Below are 18289 nucleotides of genomic sequence, written 5' to 3' on the forward strand. Positions count from 1 at the left end.
TTACCCGAACGTTGGAGGCATGAATCAGGCTTAGGTCGGTGCCTGGCAACTGCTTAAATCAAAAGGGAGCACGCATGAGCAAATATCTGGTTTTGTTGTTGGTTGGCGCCGCAGGCGTTGCTCAGGCTCAATCGGTGTGCACTTACCCATGGTATCAATCGATCGATAAGATACTGCATACAACTGACGGACAAGGGCATGGGCCGGATATAGGCTCCGATGAATGGAAATCGGTGATCGAATTCAAATTAGGGGTTCGCGATGGGGCAGATGTCCCTGAACGAAGTTCCGATCAGTGGTGCCAATACATTGATCAGCATATCAATGGGAAGCAGGCGACCGGGGGCAGTACGGGGAAATCGTCGATAGTCAATGTGACACTTGGCCCTTCTTACGATTGCGCCAAGGTGAAGCCTGGTGCTATCGAAGCGATGATATGTGAGGACAAGGTGTTATCCGCGCTCGATCGCAATCTGTCGGAAGTATATGCCAGCGCGAGAATCAAGGCCGGAAACGAGCACCCACCCCAGCTTAAAGCAGAACAACGTGGATGGATAAAGGGTCGCGACGACTGCTGGAAGAGTGATGACGTCGGTGCATGCGTGCGCATGGAGTACCAGCGCCGCATCGCCGAGTTGCAAGCACGGTACCGATTGGTACCGGGAACCGGGCCTGTCTATTACGAATGCGAAGGCAACCCTGCCAGCGAGGTTGCTGTCATGTTCTTTAAAACCGATCCGCCGACATTAATCGCCGAGCGTGGCGACAACGTATCGCTCATGTACCAGCAGCCAAGTGACAGTGGCGTAAAGTACCTTGGACGCAATGAAACACTTTGGGAACATCAGGCCGAAACTGTAATTACTTGGGGATACGGGGCGCCCGAATTACATTGCAAAAGAAAGCTTTGAACAACGACCCAGTCAGCTGGGTAATTGCATTTTGGCGAAGGCTAGTAAGTGGCCGGAGGTGGCGTTCGTGAACGGATTCAAACGGTCCAGAGTGTGTAAATAGGCGGAGTTGCAATCCACGGTAAAAACGTTTTATTTCAAACAGTTAAAGACAATTCGATTCCGCAAAATATTATTTGCATGCTATCTGAAAGCTTTTGAAGCCGGGGACCATAATCTAATTGCGGAACTGACCCGTCCCTCCTCCGGTGTCCTTCCGGACGGAGACGATAACCATTTATTTGATCTCAGACATGTACAACGTTACGGACTCAAACCTCTTCACCGTCGCCCCCAACGTCAGCACCGACAGTTAAGAAACCTTCACCTCAGTCAGCACCCTGCTGCACGACCTGTACGAAGACCTGAACGGCAAACACCGCGACATCGCCCTGGCGCCCCATCAACTGAGCGAACTGGGCGTACTCCTCACCGCCAAATTGCTCGACCGTGAAACGCCCTGCCCTGGCCAACCCGCCCGGCAAGCCGTCTCAGAACACCTGCAACGGCTCGCCGCTATCAATTGACCCCAGGCCAGCTCTCCACATATTCAATAGTGAAGTCCGGATAGGAATCGACAATCTGGATCTTGTAGTCGGGGTAGCTGTCGACGGTTTGCCATTTGCCGACAGAGTCCGGCCAGGAAACAACCTTCTTTACCTTAAGGTCGGGGTAGTGACTCACCACCTTCACCTTGTAGTCGGGATAGCTGTCCACGAACTGGATCTTGCCGTAAATCTTCGACACATCGACCGTCGTACCGGCGTGAGCGCAAAAAGTACAGGTCAACAGCAAGGAAGCGAGGGTAGCTTTGAACATGATCATTTCATCCTGAAAAATTGAGGCGTCCAGTCTATCGATAGCCGCGCGGGGCCGTGCCGAGAAACGCCTATCCCTTCAACTCACCCGCCCGATTGCTGGCGGCGTCATCATACGCCACATACAACGGCTCAGCGATCTGGCTTCTGATGGCTTTGGTCGATTCAAGTGCCAATACAACCCCCCTCAGCCTTGCTGACTGCACGATTGAGCTCTTTATGAGAGCAAGCGCCAGTGATGGCGTCGAGCTGCTTGGCCGGTTAAGGCTTGCTCGTGCAGTCATTTTACTAGCCCGAGCATCAGTCTCTACTTGTAACAACGCCACACTAACCGAAAAATCACCGCATATTAAAAATCAATTTTTCTGCCGCCGATCTGAGTTTCCATATCATTCTGACCAGCAATGATAGCCGACGCGCTAATTGCATTTTGATTCGCCCAATCACGAAGTTTTATAAACTCATCCTTACGCATTTTGCTCATGGGTACTAAACGCGAAATAGTAGTTTCAAAGTCAACCATACTCAGATCGCTTAGATCATCAGAGCCATTTATCCGCCGCGAGAACGCTTCAATCAGGGAGTCTCCAACCCAAGCTTCGATTTCAGCACCAGATAGCACAACGTCTTTCCCAAAATTCGACTCGCCCCCCAAAGCAGACAATCGATCCAAATCAAATTTTTCTGGGTCACGTTTCAATTTTTTCAAATGTATTTCAAGAATCTTCTTTCTTTCTAATGTCGACGGAAAATCAACAAAAAATATTTCGTCGAATCGCCCCTTTCTCAATAACTCCGGAGGTAAGCTGTTGATGTTGTTAGCGGTAGCAAACACAAAAACAGGCGCCGTCTTTTCCTGCATCCAAGTTAACAGTGTGCCGAATACGCGTGTAGCCGTTCCACCATCAGATGCCCCTCCGGAAGAACCGGAAAGTCCTTTTTCAATTTCATCGATCCATAGGATGCAGGGCGAAACAGCTTCGGCAGTGCGTAGTGCGGAACGAATATTGGACTCTGAAGAACCAACCACCCCTTGGAAAATTTTCCCCATGTCCAAACGTAATAAGGGCATATTCCATGACGACGATACGCATTTCGCTGTTAAAGACTTACCGCAACCGGGAACGCCAGTTAAGAGCAAACCCTTCGGAGTTCCAACACCGAATTCCTGAGCATTCTGCCCAAAACACTGGCTACGCAAGTGGAGCCATTTCTTAAGAGTTGCCAGGCCTCCAACATCTTCAAGACTCACCTTTGAGTCAATGTATTCCAAGATACCTGTTTTTCGTATGATTTGTTTTTTTTCGGAAAGCAAATCTTTTACAGTATTTTCATTTACACTCAGACTGGATACCAATGAGCGAGATAAGCTATTGTCAATTTCCAACCCCGTGAGGCCCAATGCAGCATCAATGAGTTTCTCTTTGGTTTCGGCAGAAAGATCAATCTTAACGCTACTATTTCCTTGCCATGAATTAACAAAGCTATTTATCTGATCCTTAACCTCATCTCTTGATGGCAAAGGAAAATCAATCAACGTGATTTCCTTTTGAAGATCGTTGGCAACTTCAAAGCTGGGTGCCACGATAATGCAATTGCTTCGATATCCGCGTGAGCGAATATTTATGGCTAAATCTCGAAGTCGACGCCGATAGACAGGATTTGAGCTTGAGGTAAGGTAGTTATGAGCATCACAAAAAACAAAAATATTTTTGCTGCCCTCCTCCTTCGCCTTTTCTTCGCAAAAGTCCAAAGCCATTTTCAAATCAAAGGTTTTATCCCCAGAAACGACGCCATTTATCTGGACACCTACCGTCGAGTTCCAAACGAACAACCGATGGCTAAGAGTCTTAGCGATTTCAGAAATTTCACTGAGTGCACGTTCCTCCTCGAAAGTTTCAATGACCAAAATCGCATAACGCGCCTTGAGGTAATCTGTTATTTGCTTGGTACGATTCATGCCTATTATCCCTATTCTTGAACTGAGTTATACATGCATCGGAAGACCAGTTTTGGTAACACCAGAACTTGAAACAACAAACTCGACAACTCTTCCAATACGGAAAAAGTCAACATCGACCCTGTCGCTAGCTTTGATAATCTGCTTGTGCTGATAGGGATGTTTCGCGTTATGCCGATACCGACCAGCCAACGTCATGTCAACGGCTTTAACTACTCGGATCATGGCCTCATTCTGGAATATCTCTTTTGGCGTATAGCCTGTATAAAGTATCCAGTTTTTCTCACCATTGACGGCATGTATTAATTGCTCCAAGGCTGGCGCTTGGTCGAGGGGCTCCCCCCCAGAGAGGGTGACGCCAGCGATGTCCAGTGCATTTATCTTCTGTGCCAACTCATGAATAGACATCAACGTACTCGCTTCGCGAGCATGGGTTCCCTGATTGAAGCACCCCTTACAATTCAGCGCACAGCCTTGCACCCATAATGTCAAGCGCAACCCAGGGCCGTTAACGCTGCTCAACTCCATATGGTGTACATTTATTTCCATTTATAAATTCGCGCTGAGAATTTGAAGGGTTTGTTCTTCATGGACGACGGTATACTCCGGCTTCCACTCAGTCAAAAGTTCCGTAGTTGGGCTAGAAAGTAGAGATTCGAGCTCTTCAGTAAGCTTTGTACAAATATCACCTTTCACGCCATACACTTCCTCCGTAATCTCATTGCCCGTAAAGGTGACATGAATACCGTATTCGTAGTTAGATCCAAATTCAATCTCGAATCCTTGAAAAGTTTCTTTCACTCTTGCTGGGACACCTGATGCGTCTATGCGTTTGATGGTTTCATCGATGGCTACGCTGATATACGCTTTCTGAAAGTTTAAAGCCAGGTTAGCCATTATCGCTTCATCGTCGGCCGAAATCACTCCCCGCTCAATGAGAAGCTTGTAAGAGCCCTCTTCAACTTGGCAAACAAATAAATTGAATTTATCAGCCGTTTGGCCACAAATAGCTCTAAATTGCTGCTTGCCCATATAACCTATTTTGCCCAACACCTTTTTACTGAAGTCGCTGGCAAATACGGAAACCAGATCAGTCGTTGGGTTAATGCCCATTTTACCGAAAGCTTTGGCAATGGCCTCTTCATTAACATAAGAAAATTCAAACTTTGTACAATGAGACATTGTTAAAGCTCCAACCTGCGACCGGGAACAATTTCTTCAGCGTTCTGTATAGCAACTAATACGTCAGAGACAACCTCAATATTGCGCATAGGTGCCACGGATGCAAGCGTAGCCTCAGATGCAACATTTTTTTTGACCTCAGTTGAAGTTTCAGGGTTGGCAACCACCCGACGTCTTTGTACAGCTTGTGATGCGCCACTACCACAAAGAAGACTTGTATCAATCGCTTCCAATAGCCTTCTGATTACTAGAATGGGATTTGATGTTAGCTTTTCATATAGGCCAATGCGCAACAACGCATCAAATCCATCATTGAATTGTAGTTTAACAAAGTAATTTTTATTTTCGTCACCGATGATACCAATGCGCGAGACTTGATTAAGGTCCCGCGACAGCTTGCTCCAACAATATCCATCAAACGACGCCACAATTAATTTTGTCGCTGTTGCGGCAAAAGCATTGCTACCCACTTGAAACCCGTCAGCATCAAAATCCTGGTAGCTGACTAAAACTTTCTCCCCGACAGGAATCCCCAAAGCACTCGCTAAATATTCATTTGCTGAATAATCGACATCTGCGTGAAATTTTAAGCTTTTTGACAAAGTATAAAGACTAAAGGCACCGCCAACCCCATAGCATATTGCACTCAGCACGTCTTTTGATGCTAGGACTACAAAAGCCACGACAACAAAAGCAATGATTCCGTAACCGTATTTTATAGCTGCCTTTGTACTGAGCTTTTTATTTCTATAACCTCGAAATGTTTTGCCGGGAATATACTTTTTTGAAGGTGCAAATAGTAAGGCACACACACCAAAAAAAACCAGACAGATAAGCCCCATTACAGCTTGGCGATTTTGCCCATTTTGCAACCCTTCGAGAAACATCCAAGCACCTATAACGATGAAAGCAGGTAAGGAGGCCAGTACTGCAAATCCCGCCGCCTTACCTTTGGTGATCATCAGCATTTTCCACATCGGGATAGTTTTTATCATTCATAAACCTTCTAGAGTCGGTGCAGAAGCGCGTAGTGTGAGGATGACTGTAGAACTACTCTTTGGTCTATGCTACATGATGATCTTTGGTTTATCACGCCTCCTAAGATGCTTCCAGACCTGAAGAAAACCTCCTAACTAGAGATAGCAAATCAGTGCGGGTCGCAGAAACGGTCCCGAATTTCAGGCAATAAAAAACTCCGTAGACGTTAATCTACGGGGCTTTCAAGAATGGAGACCGAGGTCGGAATCGAACCGGCGTAGGCCGATTTGCAATCCGATCTGGAAACGTAAGCGGGCTGTGACCTGTAGAGATATTTACTTCCGAAACCAGCACAAAAAATCCCCTCTGGAGACCGCGTAGAATGCGGTCTATCTTCTTTATTTGGGAACTGATTTGCCCCTCCCCTAGCGTCCTGCCGACCGAACACAACCCACCACCAAGCAACCCAACTGCTACGCTGTTCACTCCAAGGAGGGACACCGATGCCGAACTCAGACCTGCTCCCTTACCTGGTGCACCGTCGCCCAGATCGCCTGAAACAGAAGCAGGCGCAGACGAAGGATCACTGGACCCAGGTCGAAGAGCTTGGGTGAGCCTGACTGGCGGCCATGGTGCTGATCGGATTCATGAGACCACTACACACTCTTTCAGGCGTGGATGGCGTCACCCAGTACCTAACCGAGCCAGGGCAGAAACGATGCGGGCACCCCTTCCCTATGCAGGACGATGAAGCAATACCGAGGGCATGGCAGCGTCCGCCACCTATCCGCGTACTTAAATCGGCACCTTCTACTGCATTGCAAACCTTCCTCGCCTGCTTATAATTAAGATCAATTCTTATCCGCATCTTGTAACTAGGAAGATCTAGGTGTCCTACCCTCAGTCTCCCGAATCCTCCCCCCAGGATGATATGCACGCGCTCTATCGCGACCACAGCCAATGGCTTCAGGGCTGGATTCGTCGGCGCCTAGGTGATGCAGATCGTGCCGCGGATATCACCCAGGACACGTTCTTGCGCCTGATCAGCAGCGCACTGCGCCAGCCATTGAGAGAGCCGCGCAGCTTCCTGGCCACGGTGGCCCGAAGGGTGATGATCGACCAATTGCGCCGACGCAACCTGGAGCAGGCCTACCTTGAGTTTCTGGGCAGCCAGCCGCTCCTCGAGGAGTGCTCCCCCGAACAGCGCCTACTGATGCTGGAAACCCTGATGCAACTGGATGCCATGCTCGACGGCCTGGGCCAGAAAGTGCGAGATACCTTCCTGTACGTACAGCTCGATGGCCTGAGCTACCCTGAGGTCGCGCAGCGCCTCGGGGTGTCCGTCAGCTCGGTGACCAAGTACATGGCCAAGGCGACAGAGCGGTGCCTGCTGTTCGCTTTCGATGCGCAACTATGAATCCTTCCGATCAACGCAAAGCCCTGCGCGAGGCGGCGCAATGGCATGCGCGCCTCCACGCGGCGCGTGACTGTGCGGATAACCGCAGGCAGTGGCAGGTCTGGCTCGATCAGTCGCCGTTGCACAGTTGGGCGTGGGAGCGCCTTGAGCGGTTGCAAGCAGATCTTGCCGGTGTTCCCGGTCCGCTGGCACGGCACACCCTTGTCGCAGGCCATGGGGAACTGGGGCGGCGTACGCTACTCAAGGGCCTGGTGCTGGGTCTTGGCGTTTCAGGGGCTGTCTGGACGGGTTATCGCCACTCGCCGGTTTGGTTGGCCGACGTGCGCACCGTCAAGGGCGAACGCCGCAGCCTGACCTTGGAGGACGGTACGCGGCTGACGCTCAATACAGATTCTGCCGTCGATATCCGCTACAGCGCAGACCAGCGGCTGATAGAACTGGTCGAGGGAGAGATTGCCGTTTACACCGCTAGCGACCCACGCCCGTTGCGCGTGCACACGGTGCATGGCCGAATGCGCGCCCTCGGTACCCGCTTCAACGTGCGCCTGCATGCAGACCGCACAGAGCTGATCGTCATCGAACACGCTGTCGCGGTGCACAACGCCGCAAGCGAACACGAAGTGCGGGTCGATGCTGGCATGGCCCTGACCTTCAACAGCGGGCCGCTATCCGAGCCCCGTGCGGCTGACCTTGCTAGCACTGAGTGGCGCGAAGGTCAGTTGGTGTTGGACGGCTGGCCGCTGCGCCGCGCTCTGGCCGAACTCCAGCGTTACCGCCCGGGCGTGTTGAGCTGTAGTGACGATGTGGCGCAGCTGCGTCTCGCCGGGGTGTACCCGTTGGATGACACCGACCGCGCACTGGTGGCAATCGCCGGGGCGCTAAAGCTGAAGGTCAATACCTGGACGCGCTATTGGGTCAGGCTCACCCCGGCCGCTTAAACAAAACGAATGAAAAAAATTCTCAGTTGCATTGTTGGATTGGCCACTCTCGTACGAGCTCTTCTGAAAACCGCCCAAACAGGCATTTTAAGGAGCTGTCATGTCTAGAGCGACAATCTACCCACACGCGCGCCGAAAACACCTCACCCCCCTGCTGCTTGGCAGCGCCATAGCGCTGCAGGTCGGGATGCTGGCCCCGCTGCTGTCAACGGATGCCCAGGCCCATGCCGAACAGGTCAGCCGCGTTTACGACATTCCCCCGGGGCCGTTGGTAGCAACCTTGAACCGCTTCGCCCGCGAGGCCGGGGTGCTGCTGTCGTTTGATGCGACGCTGACCCAGGGACAACAGAGTCGCGGGCTAAAAGGTCGCTTCAGCACCGAGCAGGGGTTTGCCCAACTGCTGGCTGGTAGCGGGCTGGAAGCTCTGCTGGTGGGTAACAATTGGGTGCTTGCGCCTCAGGCGCAGGCCGGTTCAGCGCTGCAACTGGATGCAACCAGCATCACCGGCCAAAGCTTGAGCGTCACCACAGAAGGCAGTGGTTCCTACACCACCGGCGCAACTGCCGCCGCCACACGCCTGGACCTGAGCCTGCGCAAGACTCCACAGTCAATCAGCGTAGTGACACGCCAGCAGATGGACGACCAGAACCTGCAAAGTGTTTCCGATGTCCTGAAGCAAACCCCTGGCATCACCGTCAACCAGGAAAGCTCCGAGGCCTTCACTTTCTATTCGCGCGGTTTCAAGCTGGATAACTTCCAGTTCGATGGCGTGCCCAGCCTGTCCTCGGACGGCGGCTCATTGCGCGACAACTACAGTATCGGCAACAGCCTGATCTATGACCGAGTCGAAGTGCTCAAGGGTGCGACCGGCCTGGTCAACGGCTCCGGCAATCCTTCGGGGGTCATCAACCTGGTGCGCAAGCGCCCGACTGCCGAGGCGCAGGGCCATATCAGTGTCGGCGCAGGCTCCTGGGATAAATACCAGGCCGATTTTGACTTCGCCGGGCCGTTGACCGACAGCGGCAATATCCGTGGCCGCATGGTCGCGGGTACGCAGTCGCAGCGCAGTTATGTCGATTACCTGACCGGCGAACAAAATACCTTCTACGGTGTGCTGGAAGCCGACTTGAGCGAGAAAACCCTGCTCACACTCGGCCATGACGTACAGAAAAACTATGACAACGGCAGCACCACCGGTGCCCTGCCCGCGTTCTTTATGGATGGCCGCAGGGCCAAGTTCGATCGTGACACCAACGCTGCCGATCGCTGGACCTGGCGCAATCAGGAAACCCAGCGCACTTTCGTGGAGTTGGCCCACAGCTTCGACAACGACTGGGTCCTCAAGGGGGTCGCCAGCAGCCGCGACTACCGTTCGAGGGAGCTGATCTCGGGCATCAGCAGTGAGGCCATTCAGGCCGACGCAAGCATCTCCCACGGCTTCATCGCCGGCAACGTCGACCGCGCCAGCGGCTATGTGAACAACAGCGGCACCGCGAGCAAGTTCAACACTACCAGCAAGGAAAAAGGCCTGGACCTGTATGCCCGCGGCCCGTTTTCGCTGGGTGGTCGCATGCACGAAGCCGTATTCGGCTACAGCATCGCCCATACCGAATCCACGTCCAAGCGCCACGACGGGGTTACCAATGGCATCATCAACGATGTATTCCAATGGGATGGCTATGGCGATACACCGAGGGACTTCGAATGGTGGTCGACCTTCAATATCGAAGCACGGCAGAAAGTCGGGTTCGCGGCCACCATCCTTAAACCGACCGACGCGCTGGCAGTGATCCTGGGCGCCCGTATCGTCGACTACAAATGGGACATCGACACGATCAACGCCATCGGTCGCCGCCTTCCGGCCAGCGCCACCAACTCCAGCGAAGTCGTGCCTTATGCCGGCATCACCTACGATCTGGACGCCTACCACACGGCCTACGCCAGCTACACCGACATCTTCAAACCGCAGGCCTACAGCCTCGGCCCGGACGGTAAACCTATCGACCCACTCTCCGGCGAAAGTCATGAGGTCGGCATCAAGGGCGCCTACTTCGACAACCGCCTAAATGCCAGCATGGCGCTGTTCGAGCTCAAGCAGGACAACTTCGCCGTACCCACCGGCGGTAGCACACCGAGTGGTAGCAGTGCCTATCGAGCAGAGAAAGGCGTCACGACTCGCGGCGTCGAGCTGGAGGTGAACGGCGAACTGATGAATGACCTGCAGGTGATGGCAGGCTACACCTTTGCCGAGTCCCATAACGCGGATGACCGGCGCGTGGCCACCAACCAGCCGCAGCACCTGCTCAAGATGGCAACCAACTACCGCTTGCAGGGCGATTGGCACAAATTCACCGTGGGCGGCAATGCCTACTGGCAGAGTTCGACGTTCTTTAAGCCAAGCGACGAGGATTGGTACGAGATCAAAGACCCCACCGCCAAATTCGAGCAGAAGTCTTACGCACTGGTGGGGCTGGTTGGCGGCTATGATGTCACCCGCGACCTGAAGGCGACTCTCAACGTCAACAATCTGTTCGACAAGCACTACTACAGTGGTATTGGCAATTACGGCACAGTGTTCTGGGGGGCGCCGCGCAACGTGATGTTCAATGTGAAATACAGCTTCTAGGCGGTTTCTCGGTAGTACGCTTACCCCCTGGGCCAAGGCGCCGGGGGTACGACGAGTACGTTCAGGCCTGGGAAAATTTAGCTCAAGCGCTTGAGGCCACGCCGAAAACACTTTTGAATCGCCCCTTATTTCATCGACGCGTTCAATTGTCTGACTTTTGCCAATTAGCCTGTTCTGAATGACGGAAGCGGGTCATAAGCCGCCTGACCCGATCGGCGGCTTTTGGCCGATTCTGTTGAAAAAGTCGGATTTTCAGATCGCCTGAACTCAGGCACGACCACCACCGGAGAACCTACTCACCACATTGAGTGGTTTTTCGGCCCTTCGGTGACCTTTGCTGCTCTGTTATTGGGTTAATTTGAGGTTTTTTGCTTGGTGCAGGCGCACCTATCCCGTGACTGGTGGCCCTTGAGATGAAAATTTGGCCAGCCGTCGCAGGTTCTGCACCGCAGCGGCCAGCGTGAATTCATCCGTCGCGCCACTCATGCCACGTAGCCGCAGGCGATCCAATTTCAGGATGCGCTTGAGGTGGGCAAACAACATTTCGACCTTTTTACGTTCGTGGCGAGAGCGCTGATATACCGGCGTTGCTGCAATGCGCCGAGCCACATCGCGAGCGGCTTCATGGACGCTGCGAGCGATCTTGCGGAACGCGGTGTTCGGGCAGCACTTGGCTTTCATCGGACACGTAGCGCAGTCGGTCTGCCGGGATCGGAAGATAATGGTGTTGGCTTTGGTGACGTGTGAACGCTCATTCTTGAAGGCTCGCCATTCGCTGCGCAATGGGTTGCCGGCCGGGCAGCGGTATTCCTCAGCCTCTTCATTCCAGTGGAAATCGTTGCTCGAAAAACTGTCGTTCTTGCGCTCGGTTTTGTCCCACACCGGCACATGCGGCTCGATGTCTTTTTCCTCCACCATCCAGGCCAGCATCGGCGCTGTACCGTAAGCAGTATCGCCAATGAGGCGCTCCGGCTTGATGTCGAACTGCGCTTCGACCCGTTCGATCATCGTCTTGGTGCTCTCGACTTCTGCGGTTCGATGAGCCGGTGTGGGTTCCACATCCATGATCACGCCGTGCTCTGTATCGATCAGATAATTCGTGGAGTAAGCGTAGAAAGCTGGGCCTCCTGGAGCAGCGGTCCAGCGGGCTTGAGGATCCGTCAGCGACAGGCGCTTCGGCAGCGTTTCGGCCAAAGCCTCTTCATCAAGTGCCTCAAGGTACTCACGCACGGCGCGGGTCCTCAGAACCGGATCGCTCCAGTTGACCGGTTCACCACCCGGTGCGCCGCGCTGCCGACTCGCATCCGCTTTGATAATGCTGGCGTCCACGGCAAAACCTTCGCCCTTGACCAGACCAGCGTCCATGCAGCGACGCAGCACTTCATTGAACAACCAGCGAAACAGATCACTGTCCCGAAAACGGCCGTGTCGATTTTTGGAAAAGGTCGAGTGGTTGGGGACTTCATCTTCAAGGCTCAATCGGCAGAACCAGCGATACGCCAGGTTCAAATGGGCCTCTTCGCACAACCGCCGTTCGGAGCGGATGCCATAGCAGTAGCCGACGATCAGCATGCGGATCATCAGTTCAGGATCAATCGACGGACGCCCAATCGGGCTATAGAAATCGGCGAGGTAATGGCGCAGGTCGCTCAGATCAAGACACCGATCAATGTTGCGTAGAAGGTGAGTGGCTGGGATGTGATCTTCAAGGTTGAACGAGTAAAACAGTCGCTCCTGCCCACTCGATAACTGTCCCATCATGTTGCGTGCTTCCCTGCTGGCCAATGCGGAGATTTTGCCGGAGGCCAGCCAGGGGAGCTACTTTTTCAACAGAATCGGCCGATTGCTGCCCCTCATCACGGGCAGCAATCGGCCAAAAGCAGACGTTTAGCTGCGAGGTGATTACCAGCCAGAAGCGTGACTTAAAATCATCTACTAAACTGCGACCTATTCAAACTATGGATAACCTTTAACTCTAAAGCTTGCCTTTATTTGCTTTGTGAAGCAACTCCTCATTTTCCAACAGGTAATCTATCCCGTCGGCAGTTATTGAGAACGCATAATATTCAGAACCATTGTACTCGTGATCTATAGCGATATTCTTATCTAGAAACCCGACCCTTTCTAGCTTAATCGCCGCTAAACTCAGTATCCCTTGCTCAACTCCTTTCAGATCGTTGAATGTACTCCATACGGATACACCATCCGGCGAGCTAGCGTAGCTTTCAAGAATTTTCGCCAACAGACGATGCTCAACGTCGCCAAGTTTGTAATTGTATCCAGCCTTCAGGCGCGGTTTTGTTTGAATATTTAGATCCTGTGAAAGCAAGCCTAAATTTGCCACTTCCTTCTTAATTAGTACGCATGGATGATTTACAGCTGCCTCTAAATTTCCATCAGACCTTCCACCATTGTAATCTGCGGGTGTAAGACCCAAAAGATCCGTAGGAAAATGTAGCTCGGTGTCTCGGGGTTTAACGATGAAACATCGCTCTTTACCTAAAGTACCAACAAATAATCCAAGCTCAAAAAGCACATTATCTCGGACAATGTGCTTTTGTTGGTCTCTGATTTGAGCAATATCATCTGGTGTAAAAATGAAAATTGCGAAGTCCACTGACTCCGCCATTTTCACTAGAGAGTCAATGGTATTCTGAGAGAGGTTAAACCCATGCTTCTAAACCGTTACCTCCGCCTGATGATCTAAGTTTACGTTGAACGCATCAGCCACATCCAAGCTTTCTACCGCTGAAGCTATAAATATTCTAGGTTTTCTCATATTACTTCCTTAAAAACTCGATTCAGGCTGACCGCTGATGTCTAGCGAGAGAAGTGAGCGATAGTTTAGCGCATTGTTATATGTTGAACTGGCCAAGAATAAACGTAAGCGCTCTATGAAGTACACCTACCGCTAGGTGCGCTTCTCGTTTACGCAGGCCCCTCCAACCCTTGGAGCTCTGAGAGACCAGGCTAGTAAGGATGATGCAGCGCCATCGACGGTCTCCATTTGGCCGATTGATGCCTGTCGCGAGGGGCGACAATCGACCCAAAGCGTCCGATCGCCGAGGTCGGCTAGCGGCCCAGAGTGTGTAAAAACGCTCAATGCCTCATGGTCTTGGATCATTGACGTTCGTGGCTGAACGATCCCATGGCAAATGCTGCGTATTGTGCCTAACGTCTTTAGCCCAGACGTGAGCCTTGAGAGTTTGAAAAATAATCCGCCTACTTTTTGATACTCTACTATTCTAGGCTGGTGTAGGGCGGACATGGAAAATTATGCAGAATAATATAGCCATATACATTTTCTAATGGTGTACGCATAAGAAAATTAATTTTAAATAAGGAAGTGCTCAGTGAATAAAAGCTTTGTGACCTTGACTGCATTGTTTGTGGCAACTTTTTTTTCGGCAACAATTCAAGCGGAAGATATCCCGACTCAGACCGCCGTTGACGGGGTAAAAATATCTGTTGATGCAGAATACAACGGCATACTAATTGACGCTGCGAAAGAAGTGTCAATATATTATGGTGGGAAGCTTAAATCTGGTTATTTGAAAAGCGACACTACAATTGATGGTGTTACATACAAGGCTGCGTCGTTGATAAGGCTTTTTGGGGACGGAAAAGTTTGGAATGGCAGGATCAAAACACAGATTAAGATCGGCGGTATTCCATTCAAGGCTGATACAGATATATCCTTTTTCGCTTCAGGAAAAGTTTCCGCAGGAGAGGTGTTGTCAGGTGCAGCACCAGGCGACAAGAATCTGATCCTGCCTAAAGACTTGGTAGCGAGCTTTTCTGAGGATGGTAGTACTATCAGCTTTATATCTACAGGAGAGCCGTACAGGATTCTTGACTTTACTGTAGCCGGCGCTGTCACGGTCTACTTTGACAAAGAAGCTGGAGTCTACAGAGTGCAGGGTGGAAATAATGGTGTTCCAAAGATAGTTGCGACATTGCCTGTAGCACTTGATAGCGTTGGCCGGCCAAGCAAAGTGGAGGTAGTTATTGCGCCCGCTAACTCATTTTTAACAACGCAATTTGGTGCGGATGAGTCTTATGCTGAGTCTTGGAAGATTGCAGGCGGGCTCACTCTCAATGGGCAGTATCTCGGTTATAATCCAACGCTCTACATTAAAGATATGGCTATCGTGAAATTTAGAGTTGCGGAGGCTGTAAAAATTAATGATATATTGATTAAGGCTGGAACTATTCTTTTATTTGATAGCATTGGGAAGGTATATATCCCGCAGCCCTGAATTGTACCTGCGGGAATACGTTGAGGGAAGTTTAGAAAATTAGCTCTGAGGCAATTCCGGCTACCCACATTAGCTTCGAGAGACTGGAGATTGTCTAGCGAAAAAGGGAGCGGAATTATTTACTGAAATCCCGATTTTGGCCGATTTCTGCCCTTCATTACCGGCAGCTGTCGGCCATTAGCGGACATCCGCCAATTATCTGATCACTTCTATGCCCAGGCGCCCAGCACGCCAAATTCAGGTCGCCCGCACAGCCGTGCAGCTAGCTCTGGGTACTCATTCCTTTGGCCGCAAGCTTTCTGATTCGGGCGACTGCCCAATAGACAAGGCCACACTGCAATCTGCCAAGAGCATAGCGCGTTAGGTGCGCCGTCCCTCAACTGCATTCTTTATTGATTTAATCTCATCGTACCAGGTGCCAAATTGATAGATGGATTTGGTGGAGTAATAGTTGCGCACATCATCATGCTCAAGCGGGCTCAGATTAGCGTATAAATCCTTGAGCCTGTCCGCCTCTGCCGGCAGCAATGGCACCAACTTCACGAAGTCCTTAAAGTTGGAAACCTGCAACGTTCTGATTTTGTACTGGTGACGTTGCTCATTGAATACGTAGGAGTTCGTTAACCTCTCGACCAAGCGTCTTAGCAGAGCAGAAAGCTTGGATTTTTCATCAGGACTGATCTCCACTTGTGGCTCAATGTAGCCATCGATTTGGCCACATAGCTCCTCCCATTTCTCTACGTACTCAGATACCGTCGCACAGTCTTCCAGCACCTGCACGGAGAAGGCGCCACTCAGGCCTGAACCATTTAACGTATTCTGGAGGTTCGCAAAGAAGTCCCAATTGTGGGTCAATACGATCAGTTGCGACTGTGGATTATCCTTCGCGTAGTCGCGCAGGCGCTCACAAAAATTAGAGATATAGTTGTAGTCAAAGCTAGTGACTGGATCATCCAGAATCAGGACTTGGTGCGGTGCGACGCTCGCCTCACACATGAACAAGGCAAGTGCGTGGACCTTAAGCTCGCCTTCACTCAGCACGCGATGCACCAGCTCATCTCCGATTTTCGGAAGAACTATCGCATCAGCTCCTTGGTTGGCCAGGCGAACACCAATTTGTTCAAGAGAGGCACCACAGAGACGGCGATACTCTCCATCCAAATACGGTACAAACGAACCTAGAACGAGCTATGTGTGCGCCTCCTTCTTTCGTGCGGTCAGCGCGGACAGGCGTGATGTGAAGTTATAGGACTCCACCACATTGGCGATGCCAGCAAAGGAAATCGCATTTTGGCAAATCGTCTCGATTTGAGGGCGCACGGAAGAAGCGGTTTCATCGATGCTCAGAACACCAATTTCTGTTGTGAGCTTTGAAATCTCCTCGTTCAACGCGTGCAACCCATTCGACGCTAACGTCAAAGCAGAGTCAGCGTTGTTGTACTCTGTATTAACCGCCTCGATATAAGCATTCAGCTCGGCGTAACGAGAGTAAGCATCGAGCGCAGCCTGATCAATTAGAGATGCCTGCAATGAGGCTTTAACTGAGGTGATCAAATCCGAGGCTGCACGCAAGAAATCGGCATTCAACACATTCGAATATTGTGAGTAATTTATCTCTGCGAAGCCCTCGATCATTCTTTTCTTGGAGTGCTCAGCCTGCTGTTTAGTATTTAGGGCGTATAGCTCCGTTTGAACCGTTGAAATCAAGTGATTATGGAAGGCCAGGAAGAGTGCCTTTGCATCGTTCTCTAGTGTCTGACGGCACAGCGGGCAGTTTTCAGCAGGAATAAATGGCCGCAATGCAGCAGCTGCGGAGAGAAGCTTCTGCTGGCCTGCCACATCCAGGTCTTTGGAAAATACAGCACCTGCAAGCTCAATGCTTGCAGCCTGCTTTTGCTGGATTGAAAGCAGGATCTGACTGTAGGTAGAGTATGAAAAACCTCCGCACTGCTGAACGAAATTTGCCAATGATTGTTTTACTTGGCCTAGCAGGCTTTTCTTCAGAGTGAGGGCTTGTTGCCCCTCCGCGCTCGTCGCTCCCTTAAGCTGCTCAAGCCGTACCTGCTTTTCTGCCTTTTGCAGGCGCTTTTCTTCACCAAAGCTCACCGTCCCTATCCAAGAAAGCACAGGCCCGCAATTGATTGCACTCCAATCCTTAAAAACCCCAGTATTTATATCTATAACTGCATGAGCGCCCAGCTTAATTTCGGCAATCTTCCTATCGGCATCCTGCCGGTACTCAGCAATTTTAGATCCACCGTAAGCCTGAAACTGCTTCAAATACTCACGTGCGTAATCGAAGCACTCTAATCGAAACGCACTCAACTCTACGACAGCTTCTGGTGAGATAGAGCTATTGACGTGTTTGTATGCGACTGCGGAGTCAAAATATTTCAGAGCCTGAGCCTGGCCACCAAAACCGTCCAGCTCTGTCCAATTTTGTACAGAGCCGCCCCGCAGCTTATAGCTAAAGGACGGAAGAACCTTGCTAGAAGAACGAACATTATTCAGGGGCTCTTTCGGCTTCTCAGGATTTGCCAAGATTTTAAATGCCTGGCATAGGCTCGATTTCCCTGCACCATTCCGACCAAACACTAGTGTTATACGCTTCGATAGATCCAACCTTAGCGTGCCGCCTAATTTTTTAAACCCGGAGAAGTCCGACAGACTCTCCAGATGAAACGGTTGGATTGCGTCGCGAGCATTTGCCTTCAGCGTTGGGGGAGTAGCTGCCGCAGGTGCAAAGGTTTCCAGCCCGCAAAACAACCTCCAGAGGCGCTCAAGCTCATCTTGAGATAGGTTGCCTCCGTCTGAGTTGATTGCGGCTTCACACACCGCGTGAAACCACGCTTCGTTGACCGAATCCCGGTGAGCTAAAAGATAACCTGTTGCATCACTATGCGCTGCCATTCTGACGTCCCTTTCCTGATGACTCAGCCACTATAAGAGCACATTGCCATTAGCGCTATGTCTCACAGTGTAGTGGCCTGATGAAACCCGACTCCCATTTGGGCGAGAGTTCTCGACAGATAACTGGACTGCCCCCGGCATCGTAGACATCTCCAGCCTATGCTTGGACTGCCCCCGGCATCGTAGACATCTCCAGCCTATGCTTTGAGCATAGGAGGAAGTTTATGAGCACCCAACGATTCACGCCGGAA

The 18289-nt window shown here is 51.4% G+C and carries 13 protein-coding genes and 3 pseudogenes; 6 read left to right on the top strand and 10 right to left on the bottom strand.

The window, feature by feature from the left end:
• The first annotated feature begins 74 nt into the window (after positions 1–74).
• Together HBO24_RS26240 and HBO24_RS29415 are read left to right on the top strand one after the other, a co-directional pair.
• Positions 75–911 (top strand): MliC family protein, encoded by an 837-nt coding sequence (locus tag HBO24_RS26240; RefSeq protein ID WP_170060625.1) that lies wholly within the window; start codon positions 75–77, stop codon positions 909–911.
• Positions 912–1204: 293 nt separating this feature from the next.
• Positions 1205–1477, top strand: a pseudogene (locus HBO24_RS29415) (DUF6124 family protein).
• On the opposite strand, the gene HBO24_RS26250 reads toward HBO24_RS29415, so the two are convergent.
• The 6 genes and pseudogenes from HBO24_RS26250 to HBO24_RS26275 form a co-directional block, all read right to left on the bottom strand.
• Positions 1470–1769, bottom strand: a complete 300-nt coding sequence (locus HBO24_RS26250; RefSeq protein ID WP_170060627.1) for a hypothetical protein — start codon at positions 1767–1769, stop codon at positions 1470–1472. The pseudogene HBO24_RS29415 and the gene HBO24_RS26250 sit on opposite strands and share 8 nt — an antisense overlap.
• 70 nt (positions 1770–1839) lie before the next feature.
• A pseudogene (locus tag HBO24_RS26255) lies at positions 1840–2023 on the bottom strand (hypothetical protein); the annotation flags it as partial.
• A 94-nt stretch (positions 2024–2117) separates the two neighbouring features.
• Positions 2118–3728, bottom strand: a complete 1611-nt coding sequence (locus HBO24_RS26260; protein ID WP_170060628.1) for an AAA family ATPase — start codon at positions 3726–3728, stop codon at positions 2118–2120.
• Positions 3729–3755: 27 nt separating this feature from the next.
• On the bottom strand, positions 3756–4277 hold the full coding sequence (locus HBO24_RS26265; RefSeq protein WP_170060629.1) for a 4Fe-4S single cluster domain-containing protein: 522 nt from the start codon (positions 4275–4277) through the stop codon (positions 3756–3758).
• Positions 4278–4910 carry a DUF2997 domain-containing protein gene (locus HBO24_RS26270; RefSeq protein WP_170060630.1) on the bottom strand — a complete coding sequence of 211 codons (633 nt, stop codon included), beginning with the start codon at positions 4908–4910 and terminating at the stop codon, positions 4278–4280.
• Between the two features lie 2 nt (positions 4911–4912).
• Positions 4913–5872, bottom strand: coding sequence for a hypothetical protein (locus HBO24_RS26275; protein ID WP_233092163.1), 960 nt, complete (start codon positions 5870–5872; stop codon positions 4913–4915).
• A gap of 947 nt (positions 5873–6819) precedes the next feature.
• On the opposite strand from HBO24_RS26275, the gene HBO24_RS26280 reads away from it, so the two are divergent.
• The 3 genes from HBO24_RS26280 to HBO24_RS26290 all read left to right on the top strand — a co-directional run bounded on the left by HBO24_RS26280 (position 6820) and on the right by HBO24_RS26290 (position 10869).
• Complete coding sequence (locus HBO24_RS26280; RefSeq protein ID WP_057959804.1) at positions 6820–7305, top strand: sigma-70 family RNA polymerase sigma factor; 486 nt, start codon at positions 6820–6822, stop codon at positions 7303–7305.
• Positions 7302–8243, top strand: coding sequence for a FecR domain-containing protein (locus tag HBO24_RS26285; protein ID WP_057959805.1), 942 nt, complete (start codon positions 7302–7304; stop codon positions 8241–8243). The genes HBO24_RS26280 and HBO24_RS26285 overlap by 4 nt, the downstream gene beginning before the upstream one ends.
• Before the next feature lie 100 nt (positions 8244–8343).
• A complete protein-coding gene (locus tag HBO24_RS26290) occupies positions 8344–10869 on the top strand; it encodes a TonB-dependent receptor (protein WP_057442021.1) in 2526 nt (841 codons plus the stop codon).
• 387 nt (positions 10870–11256) lie between these two features.
• On the opposite strand, the gene HBO24_RS26295 is transcribed toward HBO24_RS26290, so the two are convergent.
• Both HBO24_RS26295 and HBO24_RS26300 read right to left on the bottom strand, forming a co-directional pair.
• Positions 11257–12630, bottom strand: coding sequence for a transposase (locus tag HBO24_RS26295; protein ID WP_169961153.1), 1374 nt, complete (start codon positions 12628–12630; stop codon positions 11257–11259).
• A gap of 214 nt (positions 12631–12844) precedes the next feature.
• Positions 12845–13525: pseudogene (locus tag HBO24_RS26300) on the bottom strand (TIR domain-containing protein); the annotation flags it as partial.
• 697 nt (positions 13526–14222) lie between these two features.
• Here HBO24_RS26300 and HBO24_RS26305 point away from each other — a divergent pair.
• Positions 14223–15128, top strand: a complete 906-nt coding sequence (locus HBO24_RS26305; protein ID WP_057959809.1) for a hypothetical protein — start codon at positions 14223–14225, stop codon at positions 15126–15128.
• Positions 15129–15488: 360 nt separating this feature from the next.
• Here HBO24_RS26305 and HBO24_RS26310 read toward each other — a convergent pair whose 3' ends face one another.
• Together HBO24_RS26310 and HBO24_RS26315 are read right to left on the bottom strand one after the other, a co-directional pair.
• On the bottom strand, positions 15489–16289 hold the full coding sequence (locus HBO24_RS26310; protein WP_170060632.1) for an AAA family ATPase: 801 nt from the start codon (positions 16287–16289) through the stop codon (positions 15489–15491).
• A 27-nt stretch (positions 16290–16316) separates the two neighbouring features.
• Positions 16317–18038, bottom strand: coding sequence for an ATP-binding protein (locus HBO24_RS26315; RefSeq protein ID WP_170060633.1), 1722 nt, complete (start codon positions 18036–18038; stop codon positions 16317–16319).
• Between the last annotated feature and the right edge of the window lie 251 nt (positions 18039–18289).

This window comes from Pseudomonas sp. WS 5410 (assembly GCF_012985645.1).
GTDB classification, from domain to species: Bacteria; Pseudomonadota; Gammaproteobacteria; order Pseudomonadales; family Pseudomonadaceae; genus Aquipseudomonas; species Aquipseudomonas shahriarae.